The following is a 23,373-nucleotide window of genomic DNA, read 5'->3' as shown; positions in this document are numbered from 1 at the left end:
TTGCTTTTGGGGCCGGCTCGCCGCTGTCCCTGGCCGGACAGCCAGGAAGCGAACGACCGTGCTAAAAAGGCCGGATCCCATCACGACGACACAGCGAGACATGGACCTCAACTTCACCGCGGCGGAACTGGCCTTCCGCGCCGAGGTGCGCGATTGGGTGCGCGCCAACCTGCCGGCCGACATCGCCCACAAGGTGCGCCACGCGCTGCGCCTGAACAAGGACGACCTCCAGCGCTGGGCCAAGATCCTCGGCGCCAAGGGCTGGCACGGCTGGGCCTGGCCCAAGCAGTTCGGCGGCCCGGGCTGGAACGCCGTGCAGCGCCACCTCTTCGAGGAGGAATGCGCCCTCGCCTGCGCGCCGCGCATCGTGCCGTTCGGCCCGGTGATGGTGGCGCCGGTCATCATGGCCTTCGGCACGCCCAAGCAGCAGCAGCGCTTCCTGCCCGGCATCATGAGCGGCGAGGTCTGGTGGAGCCAGGGCTACAGCGAGCCGGGCTCAGGCTCCGACCTCGCGTCGCTGAAGTGCCGGGCCGAGCGCCGCGGCGACAAATACATCGTCAACGGCCAGAAGACCTGGACGACGCTGGGCCAGTACGGCGACTGGATCTTCTGCCTCGTGCGCACCTCTTCCGAAGGCAAGCCGCAGACCGGCATCAGCTTCCTGCTGATCGACATGAAGTCGCCCGGCGTCAGCGTCAAGCCCATCATCATGCTCGACGGCGAGCACGAGGTGAACGAGGTCTGGTTCGACAACGTCGAGGTGCCGGCCGAGAACCTGATCGGCGAGGAGAACAAGGGCTGGACCTACGCCAAGCACCTGCTCTCGCACGAACGCACCAACATCGCGGACGTGAACCGCGCCAAGCGCGAGCTGGAGCGGCTCAAGCGCATCGCCAAGGCCGAAGGCCTGATGGACGACCCGCGTTTCCGCGACCAGATCGCGCTGTGCGAGATCGACGTCGTGGCGCTGGAGATGATGGTGCTGCGCGTGCTGTCCGGCGAGCGCACCGGCAAGCAGCCGCTGGACGTGGCCGGCCTGCTCAAGATCCGCGGCAGCGAGCTGCAGCAGCGCTACACCGAGCTGATGATGCTGGCCGGAGGCCCGCTGGCCCTGCCCCACGTGCACGAGGCTATGGAGGCGGGCTGGCAGGGCGACCAGTGGCTGGGCGGCGCCTGGATCGGCGGCGCCTCGCACGCCATCCCGCTCACCGGCACCTACCTCAACGTCCGCAAGACCACGATCTACGGCGGTTCCAACGAAGTGCAGCGCAACATCGTCGCCCAGACGGTGCTCGGATAAGCCGGCAGGAGACAGACCCATGGATTTCGATTTCACGGAAGACCAGCAGGCCCTGCGCGACGCAGTGCGCCGCTTCGTCGACAAGGACTACAGCTTCGAGCGCCGCAGCCAGATCGAGCGGTCCGGCGGCTTCGACCGCGCCGCCTGGGAAGGCCTGGCAGGCCTGGGCCTCACCGCCCTGGCGGTCCCGGAGGCCCATGGCGGCCTCGGCTTCGGGGCCGTCGAGGGCATGGTGGTGATGGAGGAACTCGGCCGCGGCCTGGTGCTGGAGCCGCTGGCCCAGGGCGCACTGATCGCCCCCGCCCTGCTGCAGCGCGCGCCCGACGACCTTCAGGCCGCCTGGCTGCCCCGCATGGCCGCCGGGGAAGCCCTGGTCGTGCTGGCCCACCAGGAAGCGCGCTCCCGCTACCGCCTCCAGCAGGTGGCAACCCGCGTCGTGGACGGCAAGCTCACCGGCGTCAAAAGCCTGGTCCCGGCGGGGGACGTGGCTGACGCCTTCATCGTGCCGGCCCGCGTGGCGGGCAGCGACGACGCCCCCCATGGCGTGGCCCTCTACCTCGTCGAGCGCGCGGCGGCAGGCGTGCACACGCGGCCCTACTCGCTCTACGACGGCTCGCGCGCGGCCGAAGTGCACTTCAAGGACACGCCCGCCCAGCTCATCGCCGGCCCCGACCAGGGCCTGGCCCTGCTGGAGCTGGCGGCGGACATCGGCATCGCGGCCCAGGCCGCCGAGGCCGTGGGCGCCATGGAGCGCTACCTGGAGATGACGGTGGACTACCTGAACACGCGCAAGCAGTTCGGCGTGGCGATCGCGAGCTTCCAGGCGCTGCGCCACCGCACGGCCGACGTGAAGATGCAGCTGGAGCTGGCCCGTTCGATGAGCTACTACGCCACCCTGCGCCTCGGGGACGTGGCCGCGGTGCGCCGCCGCGCGGTCTCGCAGGCCAAGGTGCAGCTCGGCCAGTCCATGCGTTTCGTCGGCCAGCAGTGCACGCAGATGCACGGCGGCATCGGCGTCACCGACGAGTACGCCGGCAGCCACTACTTCAAGCGCCTGACCGTCATGGAGATGCAATGGGGCGACACGCTGCATCACCTCGGTGAAGTCAGCGCCCGGATGCAGGACACTGCAGGGGTGTTTGCCTAGGGCCCTGTTCGATCGGGCCCGCATGGAGGTCCCGATGAAAGCCCACGCATTGCTGCTGCTCGCCGGCCTGGCCGGCGCTGCCAGCCTTTCCGCCCACGCCCAGACGATGAAGCCCGGGCTGTGGGAGTTCAAGCAGACGCCCCAGCTCGACCCCGCCCACCAGGCCCGGATGGCCGAGGCCCAGAAGGCCATGGACAGCATGCCGCCCGAGCGTCGCCAGATGATCGAGCAGATGATGGCCCAGCGCGGCGTCAGCGTGAACATGGCGGGCGGCGCCATCACGATCAAGACCTGCATCACCAAGGAGCAGGCCGAGCGCAACGTGGCGCCGGTCTCCCAGCAGGGCAAGTGCACGCAGGAGGTCAAGCGCAGCGGCAGCGTCATCCAGACGCACTTCGTCTGCACCGACCCGGCCTCCGAGGGCGATGCCACGGTGACCCTGCGGGGCAGCGAGGGCTTCACCAACGACGTCACCATCCGCCGCCAGGCCCAGGGCAAGACCGAGACCACCCGCGTCAGCGGCGAAGGCCGCTGGCTGGGCGCCGACTGCGGCAGCATCCAACCCTTGCAGGCCCAGCCCAAGCCTTGAAACAGCGCCTCTCGCACATCCTCTTCAGCCAGGGGTTCGGCACGCGCCGCCTGTGCGCCGGCCTGGTCTGGAACGGCGAGGTCGCGGTGGCCGGACAGGTGGTCGACGACCCCGATGCCGAGTTCGAGACCGAAGGCCTGCATTTCACCGTCGGCGGCCAGGACTGGCCGTTCTTCGACAAGGCCCTGGTGATGCTGAACAAGCCGGCCGGCTACGAGTGCTCGCAAAAGCCTCGCCACCATCCCAGCGTCATGAGCCTGTTGCCCGCGCCGTTGCGTGAACGCGGCCTGCAGCCCATCGGCCGCCTCGACGAAGACACCACCGGCCTGCTGCTGCTCACCGACGACGGCAGCCTCATCCACAAGCTCACGTCGCCCAAGCACCACGTGCCCAAGGTTTACGAGGCGCGTTGCAAGCATCCCCTGACCGCCGCCATGACGGAACAGCTGCTGGCTGGCGTGGAGCTGAAAGAGCCGGAAGGCAAGTTCCAGCGCCCGCCGGAGACGACCCGCGCCGAGGCGGCGGAGATCGTCGACGACACCCTGCTGCGCCTGACCTTGCTGGAGGGCAAGTACCACCAGGTCAAGCGCATGGTCGCGGCGGTGGGCAACCGCGTGGAGGCCCTGCACCGGCCCCAGTTCGGCGCCCTGGTGTTGCCCGCCGATCTCGAACCCGGCCAATGGCGCTGGGTCGGCAGCCCCGCCGAGGTCTGGGGACAATGAGGGCCATGCGAGTTTTCAGAGGCTTCCACCACCGCGGCATCGCGCCGGCCTGCGCGCTGACCATCGGCAACTTCGACGGCGTCCACCGCGGCCACCAGGCCATGCTGGCGCTGCTGCAATCCGAGGCCCGGCACCGCGGCCTGCCGAGCTGCGTGCTGACCTTCGAGCCCCACCCGCGCGACTTCTTCGCCGCCAAGGCCGGCAAGCCCGAGCTGGCGCCGGCCCGCATCGCCACGCTGCGCGACAAGCTCGTCGAGCTGGAACGCTGCGGGGTCGACCAGGTCGTCATCCTGCGCTTCGACGAGGCCCTGGCCTCGCTGCCGGCACAGGAGTTCATCCGCCAGGTGCTCGGCGAGGGCCTGGGCGCCCGCTACGTCCTCGTGGGCGACGACTTCCGCTTCGGCGCCAAGCGCCAGGGCGACTACGCCACGCTGGACGCCGCCGGCCGGGCCAGGGGCTTCGACGTCGCCCGCATGATGAGCTACGAGGTGCACGGCCTGCGGGTCAGCAGCTCGGCCGTGCGGCAGGCGCTCGCGGCCGGCGACATGGCTGCGGCCGCCGCGCTTCTCGGCCGGCCCTACGCCATCTCGGGCCACGTCGGGCATGGCCGCAAGCTGGGCCGCCAGCTCGGCGAGAGCGCCCCGGGCGCCGCCGACGGCTTCCGCACGCTGAACCTGGACTTCGGGCACGACAAGCCGGCGGCCCACGGCATCTTCGCGGTGCTGGTGCACGGCCTGGCGGACCGGGCCCTGCCGGGCGTCGCCAGCCTGGGCAACCGGCCCACGGTGGAGGACGCCGGCCGGGTGCTGCTGGAGGTGCATTGCCTGGACTGGCCGCTGGGGCCGGAGGGGGGCTACGGTAAACTCGCCCGCGTGGAACTGCTGCACAAAATCCGCGACGAAGCCAAGTACGACGGGCTGGACGCGCTCACGGCCGCGATTCGCCACGACACGGATGCAGCACGCGCCTTCCTGGCCACCCACGCCTCCCAGCGCCGCCAGACCACGCGCGACCGAATTTGAAGCGGCGCCCCGCCGCTCGCCTTCGCCCTCCCCCGTTTCCCGACCGCCAGGCCCGACGCCTGGCCGCACGCCATGACCACCCCGGACTACCGTTCCACGCTCAACCTGCCCGACACCTCCTTCCCCATGCGCGGCGACCTGCCCAAGCGCGAGCCGGGCTGGGTCAGGGAATGGGAGGAGCACGGCGTCTACAAGAAGCTGCGCGACGCGCGCTGCGGCGCCCCGAAGTTCGTGCTGCACGACGGCCCGCCCTATGCCAACGGCCAGATTCACATGGGCCACGCCGTCAACAAGATCCTGAAGGACATGATCGTCAAGGCCCGGCAGCTGGCCGGTTATGACGCGGCCTACATCCCCGGCTGGGACTGCCACGGCCTGCCCATCGAGAACCAGATCGAGAAGACCTACGGCCGCGGCCTGCCGCGCAGCGAGGTCCAGGCCAAGAGCCGCGCCTATGCCGCCGAGCAGATCGACCAGCAGCGCGCCGACTTCAAGCGCCTGGGCGTGCTGGGCGAGTGGGACCACCCCTACAAGACGATGGACTTCGTCAACGAGGCCGGCGAGATCCGCGTGCTCAAGCGCCTGTTCGAGCGCGGCTTCGTCTACCGCGGCCTCAAGCCGGTGTACTGGTGCTTCGACTGCGGCTCGTCGCTGGCCGAGTTCGAGATCGAATACGCCGACAAGCAGAGCCCGGCCGTCGACGTGGCCTTCCTGAGCGCCGAACCCGACAAGCTCGCCGCCGCCTTCGGCGTGCCGCCGCTGGCCAAGGAGGCCTTCACCGTCATCTGGACGACGACGCCCTGGACCATCCCGGCCAACCAGGCCCTCAACCTCAATCCCGAGCTGCCCTACGCCCTGGTCGACACGCCGCGCGGCTACTTCGTCGTGGCCGAGGCCCTGGTCGAGAAGTGCCTGGCGCGCTGGCAGCTGGAAGGCAGCGTCGTCGCCGTCGTGCCCGGCCGCAAGCTCGAGCTGCTGAAGTTCAAGCATCCGCTGGCCCACGTCCACCCCGGCTACGACCGCGAAAGCCCCGTCTACCTGGCCGATTACGCCACCGCAGACGACGGCACCGGCGTCGTCCACTCGGCGCCGGCCTACGGCCTGGACGACTTCCAGTCCTGCATCGCCCACGGCCTGGCCTTCGACGACATCCTCAACCCCGTGCAGGGCAACGGCACCTATGCCGCCGACCTGCCCCTCTTCGGCGGCCAGCACATCTGGAAGGCCAACCCCGTCATCGCCCAGACCCTGCTCGACAACGGCCGGCTGATGGCCCAGTCCAAGGTGACGCACAGCTACCCGCACTGCTGGCGCCACAAGTCGCCGGTCATCTACCGCGCCGCGGCGCAGTGGTTCGTGCGCATGGACGAGGGCGACGGCCTGTTCACGACCGACAAGGCCCCGCAGACGCTGCGCCAGACGGCCCTGGCCGCCATCGAGGCCACGAGCTTCTACCCCGAGAACGGCCGCGCACGGCTGCACGACATGATCGCCGGCCGCCCCGACTGGTGCATCTCGCGCCAGCGCAGCTGGGGCGTGCCCCTGCCCGTCTTCCTGCACAAGGACACGGGCGAGGCGCATCCCAGGACGCTGGAGTTCATCGAGCGTGCCGCGCAACTGGTGGAGGCCGGCGGCGTGGAAGCCTGGTCGCAGCTCGACGCGCGCGACTGGCTGGGCGACGAGGCGGAGCACTACACCAAGGGCAACGACATCCTCGACGTCTGGTTCGACTCCGGCTCGACCTTCCAGCACGTGCTCAAGGGCAGCCATGCCGGCGCGGCCCATGCCAGCGGCCCCGAGGCCGACCTCTACCTCGAAGGCCACGACCAGCACCGCGGCTGGTTCCACAGCTCGCTGCTGCTCAGCTGCGCCCTGCAGGGCCGCGCGCCCTACCGCGGCCTGCTGACCCACGGCTTCACGGTCGACGCCCAGGGCCGCAAGATGAGCAAGTCGCTGGGCAACGGCATCCAGCCCCAGGAGGTCACCCAGAAGCTCGGCGCCGAGATCATCCGGCTGTGGGTGGCGGCCTCCGACTACTCGGGCGACATCGCCGGCGACGACAAGATCCTCGCCCGCGTCGTCGACGGCTACCGCCGCATCCGCAACACGCTGCGATTCCTGCTGGCCAACGTCAGCGACTTCGACCCGGCCACCGACGCCGTCACGCCGGCCGAGCTGCTGGAGGTCGACCGCTACGCCCTCGCCCGCGCCGCCGAGCTGCAGGCCGACATCCTGGCCCACTTCGAGCGCTACGAGTTCCACCCCGTCGTCGCCAAGCTGCAGGTCTACTGCTCGGAAGACCTCGGCGCCTTCTACCTCGACGTCCTCAAGGACCGCCTCTACACGACTGCGCCCAAGAGCCTGGCCCGCCGCTCGGCCCAGACGGCGCTGTGGCAGATCACCCAGGCGATGCTGCGCTGGATGGCGCCTTTCCTGAGCTTCACGGCCGAGGAGGCGTGGAAGGTTTTCGCCGGCAAGAAGGCGGGCGACACCCTCTTCACCGAGACCTACTGGGACTTCGGTGCCACCGAGGGCGGCCTGCTCGCCAAGTGGCAGCGCATCCACGAGATCCGCGACGAGGTCAACAAGGCCATCGAGGCCGTGCGCGCCACCGGCGCCGTGGGCGCTTCGCTCCAGGCCGAGCTGGTGCTGCAGGTCAACGAGCAGGACGAGGCCCTGCTCCGCAGTCTGGGCGAGGACCTGCGCTTCGTCTTCATCACCTCGGCGGTCAAGCTGGTGTCGGCCGCCCAGCTCGGCGTCGTCGTCACGCCCAGCACCCAAGGCAAGTGCGACCGCTGCTGGCACTACCGTGCCGACGTGGGCAGCAATCCCGCCCACCCGACGCTGTGCGGCCGCTGCGACAGCAACCTGCACGGCCAGGGCGAAACGCGCACCATCGCCTGAGCCGGCATCGAAGCGTGGCCGCTCCGTCGGCTGCGCAGTCTGCAAGACCGCCCAGACTTGCCCGCGTCCAGCGCGGCAAGCCTGGGCGAGGGGCTCACGGAAACGCCGGCACGTTGGGCTCCATCCCCTCGAAGCGCGCTTCCGGGTGGGTGCGCTGCAGCAGCGCTTCGATCTGGCTCACCCGCGTGCGCGGCACGTCGACGATGAGCAGGTACTGCCCATCGTCGACGGCGCGCTCGAAGCGCTTCAGCCGCCGGCTCGGGGTCGAGCTGCCGATCATGCTGCTCGACCAGGTGCCCAGCATGGCGCCCACCGCGGCGATGCCGATCACCAGCGCGGCGGGCGAGCCCGGATCGAAGGCAAAGGCCGCCGCCACGCCGCCCGCAGCCCCCAGCCCCGAGCCGATCAGCGCGCCGGCCTGGGCCGCCTCGACGAGGTCGGAGGTCTGCAGCACGTTGGCCGGATGCAGGCCGTCCATGGCAGCGCCCTCGCGGGCGACGAAGTGGATGTGGTGCTCGGTGACGCGGGCGAGCAGCAGCTCGTCCATCGTCCGCCGCGCGCTGCCCAGGTCGGGCAGCAGCCAGTAGATGCGCTTTCGCATGGCGATCTCCAAGGCAAGGGAGGTCCCACTTCTACGCCGCTTCTCCCGCGCCTACAAGAACAACCCTGCCGGCAAGTTACATTGACCGCCCCCGCACCGCGCCCCCACACATGGCCTCTCGTTCGTCCTCCTCGCCCGCCGGCCTGACCACCTGGCTGCTGATCGCCGCCGTCGTCATCCTGGCCGACCAGTTCACCAAGATCCTCATCCTCGGCGCCTTCCGGCTCGGCGACGTCCATCCCATCACCAGCTTCTTCGACCTGGTGCGGGCCCACAACTTCGGCGCGGCCTTCAGCTTCCTGCACGGCGCCTCGGGCTGGCAGCGCTGGTTCTTCCTGGGCCTGGGCCTGGCCGCCGCCACCTTCATCGTCTGGCTGCTGCGCCGCCACGGCCACCAGAAGCTCTTCGCCAGCGCCCTGACCCTCATCCTCGGCGGAGCGCTGGGCAACGTCATCGACCGCGCCATCCACGGCTACGTCGTCGATTTCATCCAGGTCCATGCCGGCGGCTGGTATTTCCCCGCCTTCAACGTCGCCGACAGTGCGATCACCATCGGAGCCATCCTGCTGATCCTGGATGAACTCCGACGTGTCAGACGCACCTGAGGACCCGCCCGCCTACCGCCCCTACGTTCCCTACGTACCGGCGCCTGCGGTCGAGATCGGCCCGCGGCTGAACCGGCTGCCGCTCGCCGCGCCCTGGCAGTGGCTGCGCCTGGGCTGGCAGGACCTGCGCCGCGAGCCGGCCATCGGCCTCTTCTTCGGCGCCTGCTTCGCGCTGATGGGCCTGGCGGTGCTGATGGTGTTCCGCCACGCCCCCATCTACACCCTGGCCCTGTGCGCCGGCTTCCTTCTCGTCGGCCCGCTGCTCTGCCTGGGCCTGTACGACGTGAGCCGGCGGCTGGAGCGCGGCGAGCCCGTGTCGCTGCACCTCGTCCTCGGCGCCTGGATGGACAACGTTGCCCAGATCGCCATCTTCGGCGCGGTCCTCCTCATCCTGGAGATGCTCTGGGGGCGCGCGGCCCTGGTGGTGTTCGCCGTCAGCTTCGACGGCATGCCCGATTTCGCCGGCTCCATCTCGCGCCTGCTCGACGCCTCCCACCTCGGCTTCATCGTCGCCTACCTGGCCGTCGGCGGCCTGTTCGCCGGGCTGATCTTCGCCGTCAGCGTCATCGCCATGCCGCTGCTGCTGGACCGCGACACCGACGCGGTGAGCGCGGGGCTGGCCAGCCTCAAGCTCTGCCTCGGACAGCCCCTGGTCATGCTGCAGTGGGGCCTGATCGTGACCGTCCTGGTCGTCCTGGCGATGCTGCCGGGGTTCGCGGGCCTGCTGGTCGTCGGCCCCTGGCTCGGCCACGCGAGCTGGCACGCCTACCGTGCCGCCCTGCCCCCCGACGAGGTGGGGCCGCCAGCGCAATAAGTCACGGCGGCCCCGCGGGGTGGGCGGCGACAATCGCGCGCCCTCCATCACCGCCGATGCTCCTCGACTTCTCCAGCCTGGGCCATTACGACTGGCTCGATGTCCCGCTCTGGGTCTTCGACCCCGACCAGCAGCGCAACCTCTGGGCCAATGCCGCCGCCCTGCGCTTCTGGCACGCCGACAGCGCCGAGGAGTTCCTGTCGCGTGATTTTTCCGAGCATGGCGACGCCGTCCGCGAGCGCCTGGCCGTCACCGCCGCCGACCATGCCCAGGGCAAGATCGTGCGCGAGCAGTGGACCCTCTACCCCAAGGGCGAACCCACCACGGTCATGCTGGTCTCGCGCGGCATGCGCACGCCCGACCGCCGCCAGGTCATGCTGTTCGCGGCCGACTCCCTCGGCGGCGGCGCCGACCTCGCCATGCTGCGCGGCGTCGAGGCCCTGCAGCACACCTCGGTGCGCATCGCCGTCTTCGGCCTGGGCCGTGGCGAGCTGCTGATGCGCAATCCGGCCGCCGCCCTCACCTTCGGCGACGAGGCGCCCGCGCCCGGCCAGAGCGAGTTCGCCCGGCTCTTCGCCCACGCCGGGGATGCCGCCGGCATCCTCGCCCGCGTGAAGCGCGGCGAGGCCTGCCGACAGGACGTGGAGCTCCAGACCCTGGCCGGCACGCGCTGGCATGCGCTGGACGCAAGGCCCATGCGCGACCCGGTCACGGGCGAGACCGTCATGCTCTTCAATGCCCGCGACATTGCCGACCTCAAGGCCAGCCAGGCGGCCCTGGAAGCGGCCCGTGAGGCGGCCGAGGCGGCCAGCCAGGCCAAGAGCAGCTTCCTCGCCAACATGAGCCACGAGATCCGCACGCCCATGAACGGCGTGCTCGGCCTGACCGAACTGGTGCTGCAGTCCGGCGACCTCAACGAGCGCCAGCGCCGCTTCATCGCCATGGCCCACGATTCGGCCAAGGGGCTGATGACCATCATCAACGACCTGCTGGACGTGGCCAAGATCGAGGCGGGCCGCATCGTCATCGACGAGCAGCCCTTCGGCCTGCACGACTGCCTGACCGAGGCGCTGCAGCCGCTGCTGCTGCAGGCCCATGCCAAGGGCCTCGAACTGCACGTGCTGGTGCAACCCAACGTGCCGGCCCGGCTGCTGGGCGACGCGTTGCGGCTGCGCCAGGTTCTGATCAACCTGGTCGGCAATGCACTCAAGTTCACCGAGCGCGGCGAGGTGCGCGTCGAAATCGGCCTGGCCGACGCCCCCGCCGAACCCGAGCGCCCAGCCGACAGGCTGCGCCTGCGCATGGCCGTCACCGACACCGGCATCGGCATGACCCGCGACCAGATTGCCCAGGTCTTCGACCCCTTCACCCAGGCGGACGGCAGCATCACCCGCCGCTACGGCGGCACGGGCCTGGGCCTCACCATCGTGCAGCGCCTCGTGGGCTTGATGGGCGGCGAGGTGGCCGTGGAAAGCGAACCCGGCCTCGGCTCCAGCTTCAGCTTCGAGGTCGACGTCGGCCGGGCCGACTGACGGCCGCCTCGACCGCGCCCGTCAGTGCAGTCAGGGCAGCAGCACGGCGCTGCCGACGATCTGTCGTGCCTCCAGGTCCCGGTGCGCCTCGGCCGCGTCAGCCAGGGCGTAGCGACGGTCGATGCGGATCCTGACCTGGCCGCTGGACACCATGGCAAAGAGGTCGTCGCCCATGGCCTGCGTGGCCTCGCGGGTGGCGATGTGGGTGAAGATGGTCGGCCGCGTCACGTAGACCGACCCCTTGGCCGCCAGCGTGCCGATCTGGATGGGCGGCACCGGCCCCGAGGCGGCGCCGAAGCTCGCGAGCAGGCCGAAGGGCGCCAGGCTGTCCAGCGAGCCTTCCCAGGTGTCGGCGCCCACCGAGTCGTAGACCACCTTCACGCCGCGCCCGCCGGTGATCTCGCGCACCTTGGCGGCGAAGGCCGTATCGCGCCGGTAGTTGATGGCGTGGCTGGCGCCGTTCGCCAGCGCCAGCGCGCATTTCTCGTCGCTGCCCGCGGTGGCGATCAATTGCAGGCCCAGGGCTCGCGCCCACTGGCAGGCGATGAGGCCCACGCCGCCCGCCGCGGCGTGGAAGAGGACGAAGTCGCCCGCCTGCAAGCCGCCCTGGGGCAGGGTGCGGCGCAGCAGGTACTGCACCGTCAGGCCCTTGAGCATCATGGCCGCCGCAGTCTCGAAGTCGATGGCGTCGGGCAGCTTGAGCACGCACTTGGCCGGCATCACGCGGGCCGTCGCGTAGGCGCCCGGCGGCTGGCTGGTGTAGGCGGCGCGGTCGCCCACGCGCAAGTGGGAGACGCCCTCGCCCACCGCCTCGACGATGCCCGCGCCTTCCATCCCCAGGCGTGCCGGCAGCGCCAGCGGGTAGGTGCCGTTGCGGTGGTAGACGTCGATGTAGTTCAGCCCGCAGGCGTGATGGCGGATGCGGATCTCGCCCGGTCCCGGCTCGCCCACCGCCATGTCCACGAGCTTCAACTGCTCCGGCCCTCCGGGAGCGTCGATGACGATGGCCTTTTCACTCATGCGGGTCTCCTCGTTGCGTTGTGGGCTATCGTGCCAGCCCTTTGCCCGCCCGTCTTCCCTGGATGAAGCTGACCCCACGCCTTGCTCTGCTGCTGACCCTGCCGCCTTTGCTGTGGGCGGGCAACGCGGTCGTCGGCCGCCTCGTGCGGGATGCCATCCCGCCGCTCACGCTGAACTTCCTGCGCTGGCTGCTGGCCCTGGCCCTGCTCGCACCGTTCACGCTGCCGCTGCTGCGCCGTCCGCGCGAGCTGCTGTCGCGCTGGCGCGGCCTGGCCTGGCTGGGCTTCCTCGGCATGGGCTGCTTCAACGCCCTGCAATACCTGGCGCTGCACACGTCGTCGCCGCTGACCGTGACGCTCATCACCGCCAGCATGCCGGTCTGGATGCTGGCCGTGGGTGCGGTGGGATACGGCGTCAGGCCGAGGCCGCGCCAGCTCGCCGGCGCGGGCCTGTCGCTCGCGGGCGTCGCGCTGGTGATCGCGCGCGGCGAGCCGGCGGCCCTGCTGGCGGTGCACTTCGTGCCCGGCGACCTGCTGATGCTGCTGGCCATCTTCACCTGGGCCGTGTACTCATGGATGCTGGCCCGGCCGGGGCCGGGGCTGCGCCCCGGCGAGCGACCCGACTGGAACTGGGCCGAAGCCCTGATGGCGCAACTCGTCTACGGCACGGCGTTCTCGGGCCTGGCCGCGGGTGCGGAGCGCCTGGTGGCGCCCGCCGACATCCACTGGAGCCCGGCACTGCTGGCCGCCCTGGCCTACGTGGCCGTCGGGCCTTCTCTCGTGGCCTACCGCTGCTGGGGCCGCGGCGTGGCGGAGGCGGGGCCGGCGACGGCGGCCTTCTTCGTGAACCTGACCCCGCTGTTCGCCGCCCTGATCTCGGCGGTGATGCTGGGCACGGCGCCAGCCTGGTACCACGCCGCCGCCTTCGTGCTGATCGCGGCTGGCATCGTGGTGTCGTCGCGCTGATGCGAGTCGTGCACGCAGACGACCGCATGGTCGTCGTCGACAAGCCCGCCGGCCTGCTCAGCGTGCCCGGCCGCACCGAGCCCGACTGCGCCAGCGCCCGCGTGCAGGCCCTCTACCCCGACGCCCTCATCGTGCACCGGCTCGACCAGGCCACCTCGGGCCTGCTGCTGTTCGCGCGTGGCGCCCAGGCCCAGCGCGAGCTCAGCGCCGACTTCGCCGAACGCCGTGTCGGCAAGGTCTACGTCGCCGTCGTGGCCGGCCGGCTGCAGGGCGAGGGCCTGATCGACCTGCCGCTGGGCGCCGACTGGCCGAACCGGCCACGCCAGCAGGTCGACCACCAGCACGGCAAGCCTTCGCAGACCCGCTGGCGCGTGCTCGGCCACGAGGGCGACCACACACGGCTGAGGCTGGAACCGCTGACCGGCCGCAGCCACCAGCTGCGGGTGCACCTCGCGGCCCTGGGCCATCCCATCCTCGGCGACACCCTCTACGGCATGGCCGACACCGCCGCAGCCAGCCCGCGGCTGTTGCTGCATGCGAGCGAACTCAGCGTCAGCGGCCATCGCTTCGCCTGCGCACCGGAGTTCTGACACACTGGCCGGGCCTCGCCTCCTTCCGTCTCTCCCATGCACCTCTACATCGTCACCGGCAGCTCGCGTGGCCTGGGCGCGGCCCTCGTGCAGCAGCTCGCCCAATCCCCGCACAACACCGTCCTGGGCATCGCGCGGCATGCCGATGCGGCACTGCCGGCCGAGCAGTGGACGCTGGACCTCGCCGACCCCTTGCCTGCCGCCGAGCGCCTGCAGGCCTGGCTGCGCGAGCACACCGGGTGGGAGAGTGCCACGCTGATCAACAACGCGGCGCTGCTGAGCCCTCCAGGCCCCCTGGCCGCGACCGAGCTGGACGCCTTGTCGGCCGCCCTGCGCGTCGGGCTGGAGGCCCCGGTGCTCCTGAGCCGGGCCTTCCTCGCCGGCACGGCGGGAGTGGGCCGCCGCCGCATCCTCAACATCTCCTCGGGACTGGGCCGGCGCGCCATGGCCGGGAGCGCCTCCTACTGCGCCGTCAAGGCCGGGCTGGACCACCTCAGCCGCGCCCTGGCGCTGGAGGCGCCCGACGTGGGGGTCGTGTCCCTGGCGCCCGGCGTCATCGACACCGACATGCAGGTGCAGCTGCGCGGGGCCGACCCGGCGCAGTTCCCGGAGCAGGCTCGCTTCCAGGGCCTGAAGACCGGCGGCCAGTTGCAGACCCCCGAGGCCACGGCCGCGGCCGTGCTGCGCTATCTGGAGCGGCCGGACTTCGGCCAGGACGTCATCGCCGACATCCGCGACGCCTGAGCAGCCACTCGAGAATCCCGCCCGCCGCTAGCCCACGTCGACCCGCTCGCCGTATCGCGGCGGCCGAGGCCAGGTGGCCGGCGTGAGCGGGGCGCCGGCCCAGCGCCGCGCGTTGATCCAGCCGGCGTGGCCGACGGCGAGCGCGCAGGGCGGCTGCCAGGCCGCGGCGCGGGCAAGCAGCGCGTCCAGCGTCTCGCCGCCGTCGAAGCCGAAGCCACGGAAGTCGGCCATCCAGCGGTCGAACTCCGCCCGCGGCAGGCTGGCCCAAGGCCGCCCATCCCAGGCGCCGAAGTCCATCTCGGCGAGGGCAGCGTCGACCTGCCAGCGAAAGCCCCAGCGCCGCAGCCAGCGCCCGACGTCGGCCGCGCGGGCCAGCGGCGAGGTGATGACTTCGCGCGGCAGCCCGTGGCGGCGGGCATGGGCACGGATGCGGTGGGCCAGCCGCTTGGCCTTGCGCGGGTCGACGGGCAGGTCGGTGCGCCCGCCGATGCAACGCCCCTCGGCACCGCGGGGCCTGGGGTGGCGCCACACCGCGAAACCGGCCATCAGACCGACGCCGTGAAGGCCAGCAGCACGGCAATCTCGGTCAGCTGCTCCGTGGCCCCGAGGCCATCGCCCGTGTAGCCGCCAAGGCGGCGCCGCAGCCAGCCACGCATGAGCCAGGCGACGACCGCGGCGGCCGCCGCGGCGGCGAGCAGCCGGCCCCACGGCGTGCCGGTGCCCGCCAGCCCGGCCGCCAGCAGCGCGCACCAGCCCAGCGCCAGCCCGAGGTTGCGCGGCGCCACGGCCAGGGCCAGGGGCTTGGCCTTGGCATGCTCGAGGTCGCCGCCGTAGGGCAGGCTCACCATGACGCCGACCGCCGCCGTCCGCGCAAAGGCGTGGCTCACGACGAGGGCGGCCACCGCCGCTCCCATCGGCCGCGTGGCCAGCACGGCCAACAGGGCGGCGCGCAGCAGCAGCGACAGCACCAGCGCCAGGGCACCATAGCTGCCGATGCGCGAGTCCTTCATGATGGCCAGGGCCTTGTCGCGGCTCACGACGCCGCCGAGGGCGTCGAAGGTGTCGGCCAGGCCGTCTTCGTGGAAGCCACCGGTCAGGGCGACCGTGGCCGCCAGGGCGAGCACGGCGGCGATCCAGGCGGGCCACGCCTGGGCCGCGGCGGCGAGCACGGCACCGCCGGCCAGGCCGACCGCGGCGCCCACCACGGGAAAATGGCGCACGCAGTCGTTCAGCCAGGCCGGCTGGAAGCCGCTCAAGCGCACGGGCAGCCGGGTCAGGAACTGCAGGGCGACCAGCAGCAGCCGCACCGCTCAGTCCCGGTTGCTGACGCCAGCGCTCTCGAAGCTCGCCATGTCGGCCAGCAGGGCACAGGCGGCCGTCAGCAGCGGCCAGGCCAGGGCGGCGCCACTGCCTTCGCCCAGGCGCAGGTCCAGGTCGAGCAGGGGCCGGGCACCCAGGCGGTCCAGCCAGCGGGCATGCGGCCCTTCGGCCGAGCGGTGGGCGAACACGCAGGCCGCGAGCACGCCCGGCCGCAGCGCCTCGGCCAGGGCGACCGCCGCCGTGGTGATGAAGCCGTCGACGACGACGACCCGGCGCCCGGCCGCCGCGGCGATGACGCTGCCGGCCATGGTCAGGATCTCGAAGCCACCCAGGGCCGTCCCGACTTCGAGGGGCGATTGCGCCGCGGCGTTGGCCGCGAGTGCCTCGGCCAGCACGGCGAGCTTGCGGGCCAGCCCGGCGTCGTCCAGGCCGGTGCCGCGGCCGACGCAGTCGGCGAGGGGCAGTCCGGTCAGGCGCTGCATCAGCAGGCTGGCCGACGAGGTGTTGCCGATGCCCATCTCGCCCAGCAGCAGGGCGTTGCCCGGCAGGCGCTCGACGAGGGCCATGCCCTGGTGCAGGGCCTGCCGCGCCTGCTCGGCGCTCATGGCGGGGCCGGTGCTGGCGTCCGCCGTGCCGGCGGCGACGCGCAGGTCCAGCGCGCCTTCGGCCAGAGGGGCATCCACGCCGCAGTCCGCAATGGTCAGCCGCAGGCCCTGCTGGCGCGCCAGCACCGACACTGCGGCGCCGCCGGCCAGCATGTTGGCCACCATCTGCGGCGTCACTTCGCGCGGGTAGGCCGACACGCCGCGGCGCGACAGGCCGTGGTCTGCCGCGTAGACGACGAGTTGGGGCTCGCGCAGGACGGGCCGCTCCACGCCCTGGACGAGGGCCAGTTGCAGGGCCAGGGCCTCGATGCGGCCGAGGGCACCCAGGGGCTTGGTCTTGTGGTCCAGCGCGTGCTGGACGCGCGCGGCGAGATCAGGCTCGGCGAGGGCCGGCAGGTCGGGGAAATGCATGTCAGTTGTTCATGGCGCTGCGCGCCACCCGCAGCTGGTGAAACGGAGGTATTGCGGGCCGAGCGCTGGGCCGCTCCCGAGCCGGCCCGCGTTGGCGATGTGCTTGCGGCTCAATGCCGCAAGCATCGCCGCCCCCTAGGGGGGCGGACCAGACACGCGCCGCGTTCAGCGCGCGGGGCTGGGCCGGGGGCAGATTCACTTCAGCCGACGAGATTGGCGAGGGTCAGCAGCGCCAGCAGCAGCATCCACAGCACGACGGAGCGCCAGACCAGGCCGACCACGCTTTGCAGGTGGCCGAGCTGGGGCAGCGCCCCGGCCGTGGAGCCGGCAGCGCCGGTGGTGTCGGGTTCGGAGCCGGCGTCGAAGGTCTTGCTCCGGTCGGGCGTGATGCCGGGCGCCGCGGCACCGCCCAGTTGAAGGCCCACGGCGCCGGCGGCGGACGCCAGGATGATGCCCTCGTTGGAATGCAGCCAGAGGCTGGCATCGCGACGCCAGCCGTTCACCGCCTCCTCGAAGTTGCCGACAATGGCGAAGCCCGTGGCCGTCAGGCGCGCCGGCAGGTGGTCGATGACGGTGAAGGCCTGGCGCGACAGCGCGAGCAGGCGGGTGTTGGTCGGCGCATCGAGGGTGCGGCTCTTGAAGGCCCAGTAGCGGCTCGCGAACTCCGCCATCCGGTAGACCACGGCGCCGGCCGGCCCCAGGCCGATGGTCGAGCAGACGACGAACCAGAAGAACACGCCGAAGACGTGGCGATGGGCGGCCAGCAGCGAGTGCTCGATGACGTGGCGGATCAGCTCGGTGCGCGGCAGCTCGCTGGCGTCGAGATGGCGCCATTCGGCCAGCAGCTGGCGCGCGGTGGCGTCGTCGCCGCGCTCGAGGGCGTCGCGGATGTCGGTGAAGTAGTGGCTGAACTGCCGGAAGCCCAGCGTCAGGTAGAGGATGACCACGTCCAGCGCCAGGGCCAGCAGCACGCTGAAATGGCGCAGGCCCCAGTAGACCGCCGCGGTCACCACGCCCGGCACGAGCACGGTGATGGACCAGACGATGACGGCGTGGTGCTCGTCGCCGGCGTCGAAGTTGCGGCCCGTCCAGCGCACCCAGCCGATGACGGACTGGTGCACGCGGTTGCCATGCCTCAGGGGCTTGAGTTGCTCACACAACAGGGCCAGCAGCACCGCGAAGAAATTCATGGGCGCGGATGATAGTGCCCGGGTCAGGCCGCCATGAGCAAACGGTAGAGGTTGCGCAACATCGCTGCCGTCGCGCCCCAGATGAAGTACTCGCGCTCCGGCCCCGGCCAGGGCATGGAGAGGAAGCGCCGCTCGGCGCCTGCGAACTCGACGCGATGGTGCCGGTGGTGGGCGGGGTCCATCAGGAAGGCCAGCGGCACCTCGAAGGCCTCGGCCACCTCGAAGCTGTCCAGGGTCAGCGTGAAGCCCGGCTCGACGAGGCCGACGACGGGCGTCACCTGGAAGGCCGTGACGGTCGAATAGACGGGTAGCTGGCCGAGGACTTCGATGTGGCTGCGCGACAGGCCGATCTCCTCCTCGGTCTCGCGCAAGGCGGTGGCCACCGGGCCGTCGTCCTCGGGTTCGACGCGCCCGCCGGGGAAGCTGATCTGGCCGGCGTGGTCGCGCAGGTGGTCGGTGCGGCGGGTCAGCAACAAGGTCAGGCCCTCGTCGCGCTGCACCAGGGGCACGAGGACGGCCGCGCCAGCAGGCTCGCGGTCGGCGAAGCGACCGCCATCCCCGGCGAATTCCGGCGTCCAGGCGGACAAGGCGGCCAGGCGCGCGCGAATGGCTTCGGCCGTCATGCTCTCGGGCGGGACGGCCGGCAGGTGGGCGTCGATGCCCGTGACGGGCGCGAGCTGGGGTTGGGTGATGGCGGGACGGTTCATGCGGCGCAAAAGCAAAAGCCGCCGAGAGCGTAGCTCCGGGCGGCTTGAGTGCTGGGCCAGCTTTTGGCTGCGTTCACGTCGCAAGCGACATGGACTCCGCCCAAAACTCGCGGTGAATTGCTGCGCAATCCACAGTGGCCTGCGGCCACCTCTGAGCTTCGCTCAGGCAAGCTTTTCTTTGATACGGGCCGACTTGCCCGAACGCTCGCGGAGGTAGTAGAGCTTGGCACGGCGGACGTCGCCGCGGCGCTTGACTTCGATCGAGGCGATCAGCGGGCTGTAGAGCTGGAAGGTGCGCTCGACGCCTTCGCCGCTGGAGATCTTGCGGACGATGAAGCTGCTGTTCAGGCCGCGGTTGCGCTTGGCGATCACGACGCCTTCGTAGGCCTGGACGCGCTTGCGGCTGCCTTCGACGACGTTGACGCTGACGATCACGGTGTCGCCGGGGGCGAAGGCCGGGATGGTCTTGTTCAGGCGAGCAATCTCTTCTTGCTCGAGGGTTTGGATGAGATCCATCTGTACTCCTAAGGATCTTGGCGGGCCGCTATTTATCGGTTGGGTTTGCAGCCGGCCCCTTGCATTGAAGGGCCCGGTCCACTCGACCCGCCAGAGGATCGGACAGCCCGCAAGTATAGCCCGCGTTTACGGGTTTTGCCTAGACTTGGCCAGGTAGGCCTCGTCGGCCCGGCTGAGCCGGCCGGCGGCACGCGCCGCCTCGATGAGGTCGGGCCGCCGCGCGGCGGTCAGCGCCAGCGACTGTTCGCGGCGCCAGCGCTTGATGTCGGCGTGATGGCCGGACAGCAGCACCGCCGGCACCTCGCGCCCGTCGGGCAGCACCTCGGGACGGCTGTAGTGCGGGCAGTCCAGCAAGCCATCGGAGAAGCTGTCCTGCTGGTGGGATTGGGCGTCGCCGAGCACGCCGTCCTGGAGCCGCGCGACGGCATCCAGCAGCGCCAGCGCCGGCAGTTCGCCGCCGGAGAGCACGAAGTCGCCCAGGCTCAGTTCGAGCGTCACGTGACGGTCCAGTACGCGCTGGTCGATGCCTTCGTAGCGGCCGCACAGCAGGATGGCGCCGGGACCGCCGGCCAGGGCCTGGACCCTGGCCTGGTCCAGCCGCGCGCCTGTGGGCGTGAAATGGATGACGGCGGCGCCCTCCTCGCCCCGGTCGGCCCGCACGGCGGCCAGCGCCCGCTCCAGCGGCTCGGCCAGCATCACCATGCCGGGACCGCCGCCATAGGGCCGGTCGTCCACGCGGCGGTAGTTGTCCTCGGCGAAATCGCGCAGCGGCCACAGGCGCACGTCGACCTGGCGGCTCTCGAAGGCCCGCCGCGTGACACCGTGCGTCAGGTGCGGGGCGAACAGCTCCGGGAAGATCGTCAGGACGTCGAAGCGCATGGCCGGCACGCCGCTCAGTAGTCCGCGCCCCAGTCGACGCGAATCTGCCTCGCGGCGAGGTCGACGTCGTCGACGAAAGCCTCGACGAAGGGGATCAGCCGCTCCTGGTCGGGCTTGGCCGGCTCGGCCACGCCGGGCGGCAGGATGCGCAGCACGGCGTGCGGGCCGGTGTCGATGAGGCCGATGACGCGACCGAGCGGCTGAGCCTCGCGGTTGACCACGTCCAGGCCGATCAGGTCGATCCAGTAGTACTCGCCATCGCCGGCGCGGGGGAAGTCGGTGCGGGACACCCATAGTTCCCAGCCGCGCAGCGCCTCGGCGCCGTTGCGGTCGGCGACGCCCTCAGCGCTCGCGACGATGCCCTCGCCGTGCTCGCGCACCGACAGCATCTTCAAAGTGCGCCGGCCCGGCTTGGGGCCGTCGCTCCTGAGGAACCAGTGCTTGGCGGCGAAGAGTGCGTCGGCCTGCTGGGAGTAGGCCTGCACCTTGAACCAGCCCTTGACGCCCCAGGCGTCGAGGATGCGGCCGACCTGGACCGCGTCGGCCGGCCAGGGCGGGTCGGCGCCGTCAGAAGCAAAAGACGGCGCCGAAGCGCCGTCTTGCCGAGGCTTGTGGCCGGCCACGTCTTAGGCGGCGGCGGGAACGGCAGCCTGCTTGGCTTCGCCGACCAGGCGCGCGACGGTGGGCGACAGCTGGGCGCCGACGCCGACCCAGTAGCTCACGCGGTCTTGCTCGACGCGCAGCTTCTCGGCGGCACCCGAGGCGATGGGGTTGTAGAAGCCGACGCGCTCGATGAAGCGGCCGTCACGGCGCTGGCGGCTGTTGGCGACGACGATGTTGTAGAAGGGGCGCTTCTTGGAGCCGCCGCGGGCGAGACGAATGACAACCATGATGTTTCCTTAATTGATGATGAGGTTGCGATCACCGCACCAGGAGACACTCAGGGCGAGCAGATCGGTTCGATCAAGTGATCGGTTCGCGGCGAGTCCCCGCCGGTGTTGCCACCGTCCCTGGCCCCGTAGATACGCCGCAGCTCCCCGCGGCCAGCGCCAGAACCCGGCATTATAAACTGATCGAAAACGACTTGAGACCATGACCTCGCCTGCCTCCCCCCTGCACATCCGCCCCAGCACCGACGCCGACCTCCCCGCCATCCAGTCCATCTACGGCCAGGCCGTCCTGGAAGGCACCGGCACCTTCGAGACCGAAGTGCCGAGCACCGAGGAAATGGGCCGGCGCCGCGCCGAGGTGCTGGGCCGCGGCCTGCCCTGGCTGGTCGCCGAGCGCGACGGCCGCGTGCTGGGCTATGCCTACGCCAACTATTTCCGCCCTCGCCTGGCCTATCGCTTCTGCGTCGAGGATTCCATCTACCTCGCCCCGGCCGCCCAAGGCCAGGGTGTCGGCCGGCTGCTGCTGGCCGAGTTGATCGCCCGTTGCGAGGCGGCCGGTGCGCGGCAGATGCTGGCCGTCATCGGCGATGCGGCCAATGCCGGCTCGATCGGCGTGCACACGGCCCTGGGCTTCCAGCACACCGGCGTGCTCAAGAGCGCCGGCTGGAAGTTCGGCCGCTGGCTGGACGTGGTGCTGATGCAGCGCACGCTGGGTCAGGGCAACAGCGCCGCCGCCGAATGAACGGCGGGGTCAAGCACAAGGCGGTCGCCACCTGGCTGGCCCTGCTGGTCGGCATCTTCGGCCTCCACCGCTTCTACCTGCACGGCCTGAAGGACCGCTGGGCCTGGCTATTCCCGCTGCCCACCCTGGTCGGCCTCGCGGGCGTGCACCGCATGGACGCCCTCGGCCAGGACGACCGCCTGGCCTGGTTGCTGATCCCCTGGCTGGGCCTGAGCCTGGTCGCGGCACTGCTCGGCGGCATCGTCTACGGCCTCACGCCCGACGAGCGCTGGAACGCCCGCTTCAACCCGGGTCACCCGGCTCCGCCCGCGCGCTGGGGCGCCATCATCGGCGTCGTGCTCTGCCTGTTCGTCGGCGGCATCGCGCTGATGTCCACCATCGCCTTCAGCGCCCAACGCTATTTCGAGTCACAGGCAACTTCATCCTGACACCCAGGCGCGCGCAGCGCCGCCGCCCCTCCAGCGACTCCCACGGATCCGGCTTCGCCGGTCCGTCGGGAGTGCCCCCTTGAGGGGGCGGCCGTCAGGCCGTAGGGGGGGTCAATACAACGCGAAGCTGACCCAATAGCAGACGCCGGCCATCAACGCGGCCGCCGGGATCGTGAAGATCCAGGCCCAGACGATGCTGCCCGCCACGCCCCAGCGCACGGCGGAGGGGCGCGGCACCGAGCCCACGCCGACGATGGCGCCCGTGATGGTGTGCGTCGTGGACACCGGCACACCGAGCGCCGTCGCCAGGAACAGCGTGAGGGCGCCGCCCGTCTCGGCACAGAAACCACCGACCGGCTTGAGCTTGGTGATGCGCTGGCCCATGGTCTGCACGATGCGCCAGCCGCCGAACATGGTGCCCATGCCGATGGCGATGTAGCAGGCGACGATGACCCAGGCCGGCGGCGCCTTCTCGCCGACGCCCACCATGCCGGCCGCGATCAGCAACATCCAGATCAGGCCGATGGTTTTCTGGGCGTCGTTGCCGCCATGGCCCAGGCTGTACAGCCCGGCCGAGACGAGCTGCAGCCTGCGGAACCAGCGGTCCACCCGCAAGGGCGACTTGCGCCGCACGATCCACGCGACGATGACCATCATCAGCGAACCCAGCAGATAGCCCAGCAGAGGCGAGACGATGATGAAGGCCACGGTCTTCCAGATGCCGCTGGCGATCAGGGCCTGCGGGCCGGCCTTGGCGACGACGGCGCCCGCGATGCCGCCGATGAGGGCGTGCGACGAGCTCGACGGGATGCCCCACCACCAGGTGATGGCGTTCCAGGCGATGGCGCCGATGAGGGCGCCGAAAACAACGTGGTGGTCCACGATGCCGGGCTCGACGATGCCCTTGCCCACCGTCGCTGCCACCTTGAGCTGGAAGATGGCGATGGCCACGACGTTGAAGAAGGCCGCGAACAATACGGCCTGCTGCGGCTTGAGCACCCCCGTGGACACGACGGTGGCGATGGAATTGGCCGCGTCGTGGAAGCCGTTCATGAAGTCGAACAGCAGGGCCAGCACGACGAGCAAAGCCACCACCCAGAAGGCGATTTCTGCCTGAGGCATGGTCGCTC

26 protein-coding genes are annotated in these 23,373 nt (G+C 71.0%); 14 read left to right on the top strand and 12 right to left on the bottom strand.

Features of this window, described 5'->3' with window-relative positions:
• Positions 1-100 precede the first annotated feature (100 nt).
• From LXT12_RS18695 to ileS, 6 genes are all read left to right on the top strand, one after another.
• On the top strand, positions 101-1,300 hold the full coding sequence (locus LXT12_RS18695; RefSeq protein WP_233393804.1) for an acyl-CoA dehydrogenase family protein: 1,200 nt from the start codon (positions 101-103) through the stop codon (positions 1,298-1,300).
• Between the two features lie 19 nt (positions 1,301-1,319).
• Positions 1,320-2,447: an acyl-CoA dehydrogenase family protein gene (locus LXT12_RS18690; RefSeq protein WP_233393803.1), complete on the top strand. Its 1,128-nt coding sequence runs from the start codon at positions 1,320-1,322 to the stop codon at positions 2,445-2,447.
• Positions 2,448-2,481: 34 nt separating this feature from the next.
• Positions 2,482-3,036: a DUF3617 domain-containing protein gene (locus LXT12_RS18685; RefSeq protein WP_233393802.1), complete on the top strand. Its 555-nt coding sequence runs from the start codon at positions 2,482-2,484 to the stop codon at positions 3,034-3,036.
• Positions 3,033-3,758: a pseudouridine synthase gene (locus LXT12_RS18680; protein ID WP_233393801.1), complete on the top strand. Its 726-nt coding sequence runs from the start codon at positions 3,033-3,035 to the stop codon at positions 3,756-3,758. The genes LXT12_RS18685 and LXT12_RS18680 overlap by 4 nt, the downstream gene beginning before the upstream one ends.
• A gap of 5 nt (positions 3,759-3,763) precedes the next feature.
• Entirely contained in the window at positions 3,764-4,780 is a 1,017-nt protein-coding gene (locus LXT12_RS18675) for a bifunctional riboflavin kinase/FAD synthetase (RefSeq protein WP_233393800.1), read from the top strand.
• A 72-nt stretch (positions 4,781-4,852) separates the two neighbouring features.
• Positions 4,853-7,684: an isoleucine--tRNA ligase gene (gene ileS / locus LXT12_RS18670; protein WP_233393799.1), complete on the top strand. Its 2,832-nt coding sequence runs from the start codon at positions 4,853-4,855 to the stop codon at positions 7,682-7,684.
• A gap of 94 nt (positions 7,685-7,778) precedes the next feature.
• Here ileS and LXT12_RS18665 read toward each other — a convergent pair whose 3' ends face one another.
• Positions 7,779-8,285, bottom strand: a complete 507-nt coding sequence (locus LXT12_RS18665; RefSeq protein ID WP_233393798.1) for a DUF1269 domain-containing protein — start codon at positions 8,283-8,285, stop codon at positions 7,779-7,781.
• A gap of 110 nt (positions 8,286-8,395) precedes the next feature.
• Here LXT12_RS18665 and lspA point away from each other — a divergent pair, with 110 nt between their 5' ends.
• The 3 genes from lspA to LXT12_RS18650 are packed head-to-tail and all read left to right on the top strand — an operon-like array spanning position 8,396 to position 11,236.
• A complete protein-coding gene (gene lspA, locus LXT12_RS18660) occupies positions 8,396-8,890 on the top strand; it encodes a signal peptidase II (protein WP_233393797.1) in 495 nt (164 codons plus the stop codon).
• Complete coding sequence (locus LXT12_RS18655; RefSeq protein ID WP_233393796.1) at positions 8,874-9,704, top strand: DUF2189 domain-containing protein; 831 nt, start codon at positions 8,874-8,876, stop codon at positions 9,702-9,704. Before lspA ends, LXT12_RS18655 begins: the two co-directional genes overlap by 17 nt.
• A 56-nt stretch (positions 9,705-9,760) precedes the next feature.
• Entirely contained in the window at positions 9,761-11,236 is a 1,476-nt protein-coding gene (locus LXT12_RS18650) for a hybrid sensor histidine kinase/response regulator (protein WP_233393795.1), read from the top strand.
• A 30-nt stretch (positions 11,237-11,266) separates the two neighbouring features.
• Here LXT12_RS18650 and LXT12_RS18645 read toward each other — a convergent pair whose 3' ends face one another.
• A complete protein-coding gene (locus tag LXT12_RS18645; protein WP_233393794.1) occupies positions 11,267-12,256 on the bottom strand; it encodes a quinone oxidoreductase family protein in 990 nt (329 codons plus the stop codon).
• A gap of 62 nt (positions 12,257-12,318) precedes the next feature.
• Here LXT12_RS18645 and LXT12_RS18640 point away from each other — a divergent pair, with 62 nt between their 5' ends.
• The 3 genes from LXT12_RS18640 to LXT12_RS18630 are packed head-to-tail and all read left to right on the top strand — an operon-like array spanning position 12,319 to position 14,555.
• Positions 12,319-13,221 (top strand): DMT family transporter, encoded by a 903-nt coding sequence (locus LXT12_RS18640; RefSeq protein WP_233393793.1) that lies wholly within the window; start codon positions 12,319-12,321, stop codon positions 13,219-13,221.
• Entirely contained in the window at positions 13,221-13,811 is a 591-nt protein-coding gene (locus LXT12_RS18635; protein WP_233393792.1) for an RluA family pseudouridine synthase, read from the top strand. Before LXT12_RS18640 ends, LXT12_RS18635 begins: the two co-directional genes overlap by 1 nt.
• 36 nt (positions 13,812-13,847) lie before the next feature.
• Positions 13,848-14,555 (top strand): SDR family NAD(P)-dependent oxidoreductase, encoded by a 708-nt coding sequence (locus LXT12_RS18630; RefSeq protein WP_233393791.1) that lies wholly within the window; start codon positions 13,848-13,850, stop codon positions 14,553-14,555.
• A 27-nt stretch (positions 14,556-14,582) separates the two neighbouring features.
• On the opposite strand, the gene LXT12_RS18625 is transcribed toward LXT12_RS18630, so the two are convergent.
• The 9 genes from LXT12_RS18625 to rpsP all read right to left on the bottom strand — a co-directional run bounded on the left by LXT12_RS18625 (position 14,583) and on the right by rpsP (position 21,073).
• Positions 14,583-15,101, bottom strand: coding sequence for a histidine phosphatase family protein (locus LXT12_RS18625; protein WP_233393790.1), 519 nt, complete (start codon positions 15,099-15,101; stop codon positions 14,583-14,585).
• Positions 15,101-15,862: an adenosylcobinamide-GDP ribazoletransferase gene (gene cobS / locus LXT12_RS18620; protein ID WP_233393789.1), complete on the bottom strand. Its 762-nt coding sequence runs from the start codon at positions 15,860-15,862 to the stop codon at positions 15,101-15,103. The genes LXT12_RS18625 and cobS overlap by 1 nt, the downstream gene beginning before the upstream one ends.
• Before the next feature lie 3 nt (positions 15,863-15,865).
• A complete protein-coding gene (cobT, locus tag LXT12_RS18615; RefSeq protein ID WP_233393788.1) occupies positions 15,866-16,891 on the bottom strand; it encodes a nicotinate-nucleotide--dimethylbenzimidazole phosphoribosyltransferase in 1,026 nt (341 codons plus the stop codon).
• Between the two features lie 200 nt (positions 16,892-17,091).
• The gene (locus LXT12_RS18610; RefSeq protein WP_233393787.1) at positions 17,092-18,081 is read right to left on the bottom strand and encodes a CobD/CbiB family protein; all 990 of its coding nucleotides are present in this window, start codon (positions 18,079-18,081) and stop codon (positions 17,092-17,094) included.
• Positions 18,082-18,104: 23 nt separating this feature from the next.
• On the bottom strand, positions 18,105-18,788 hold the full coding sequence (locus LXT12_RS18605; RefSeq protein ID WP_233393786.1) for a CoA pyrophosphatase: 684 nt from the start codon (positions 18,786-18,788) through the stop codon (positions 18,105-18,107).
• 162 nt (positions 18,789-18,950) lie between these two features.
• The gene (rplS, locus tag LXT12_RS18600) at positions 18,951-19,304 is read right to left on the bottom strand and encodes a 50S ribosomal protein L19 (RefSeq protein ID WP_195793304.1); all 354 of its coding nucleotides are present in this window, start codon (positions 19,302-19,304) and stop codon (positions 18,951-18,953) included.
• 126 nt (positions 19,305-19,430) lie between these two features.
• Entirely contained in the window at positions 19,431-20,183 is a 753-nt protein-coding gene (gene trmD, locus LXT12_RS18595) for a tRNA (guanosine(37)-N1)-methyltransferase TrmD (protein WP_233393785.1), read from the bottom strand.
• 14 nt (positions 20,184-20,197) lie between these two features.
• Positions 20,198-20,806 carry a ribosome maturation factor RimM gene (gene rimM, locus LXT12_RS18590; RefSeq protein ID WP_327572283.1) on the bottom strand — a complete coding sequence of 203 codons (609 nt, stop codon included), beginning with the start codon at positions 20,804-20,806 and terminating at the stop codon, positions 20,198-20,200.
• Positions 20,807-20,809: 3 nt separating this feature from the next.
• Positions 20,810-21,073, bottom strand: coding sequence for a 30S ribosomal protein S16 (gene rpsP / locus LXT12_RS18585; protein WP_233393784.1), 264 nt, complete (start codon positions 21,071-21,073; stop codon positions 20,810-20,812).
• 202 nt (positions 21,074-21,275) lie between these two features.
• Between rpsP and LXT12_RS18580 the strand changes: the two genes are divergently transcribed.
• Both LXT12_RS18580 and LXT12_RS18575 read left to right on the top strand, forming a co-directional pair.
• Positions 21,276-21,815, top strand: a complete 540-nt coding sequence (locus LXT12_RS18580) for a GNAT family N-acetyltransferase (protein WP_233393783.1) — start codon at positions 21,276-21,278, stop codon at positions 21,813-21,815.
• Positions 21,812-22,243: a TM2 domain-containing protein gene (locus LXT12_RS18575; RefSeq protein WP_233393782.1), complete on the top strand. Its 432-nt coding sequence runs from the start codon at positions 21,812-21,814 to the stop codon at positions 22,241-22,243. The genes LXT12_RS18580 and LXT12_RS18575 overlap by 4 nt, the downstream gene beginning before the upstream one ends.
• Positions 22,244-22,354: 111 nt before the next feature.
• Here LXT12_RS18575 and LXT12_RS18570 read toward each other — a convergent pair whose 3' ends face one another.
• Positions 22,355-23,365, bottom strand: a complete 1,011-nt coding sequence (locus tag LXT12_RS18570; RefSeq protein ID WP_233393781.1) for an inorganic phosphate transporter — start codon at positions 23,363-23,365, stop codon at positions 22,355-22,357.
• Positions 23,366-23,373 lie beyond the last annotated feature (8 nt).

The organism is Pelomonas caseinilytica (assembly GCF_021353235.1).
Lineage (GTDB): Bacteria > Pseudomonadota > Gammaproteobacteria > Burkholderiales > Burkholderiaceae_C > Pelomonas > Pelomonas caseinilytica.
The sequence above is the reverse complement of the archived record's forward strand: the minus strand, read 5'-3'. Positions and strand labels throughout refer to the sequence as shown.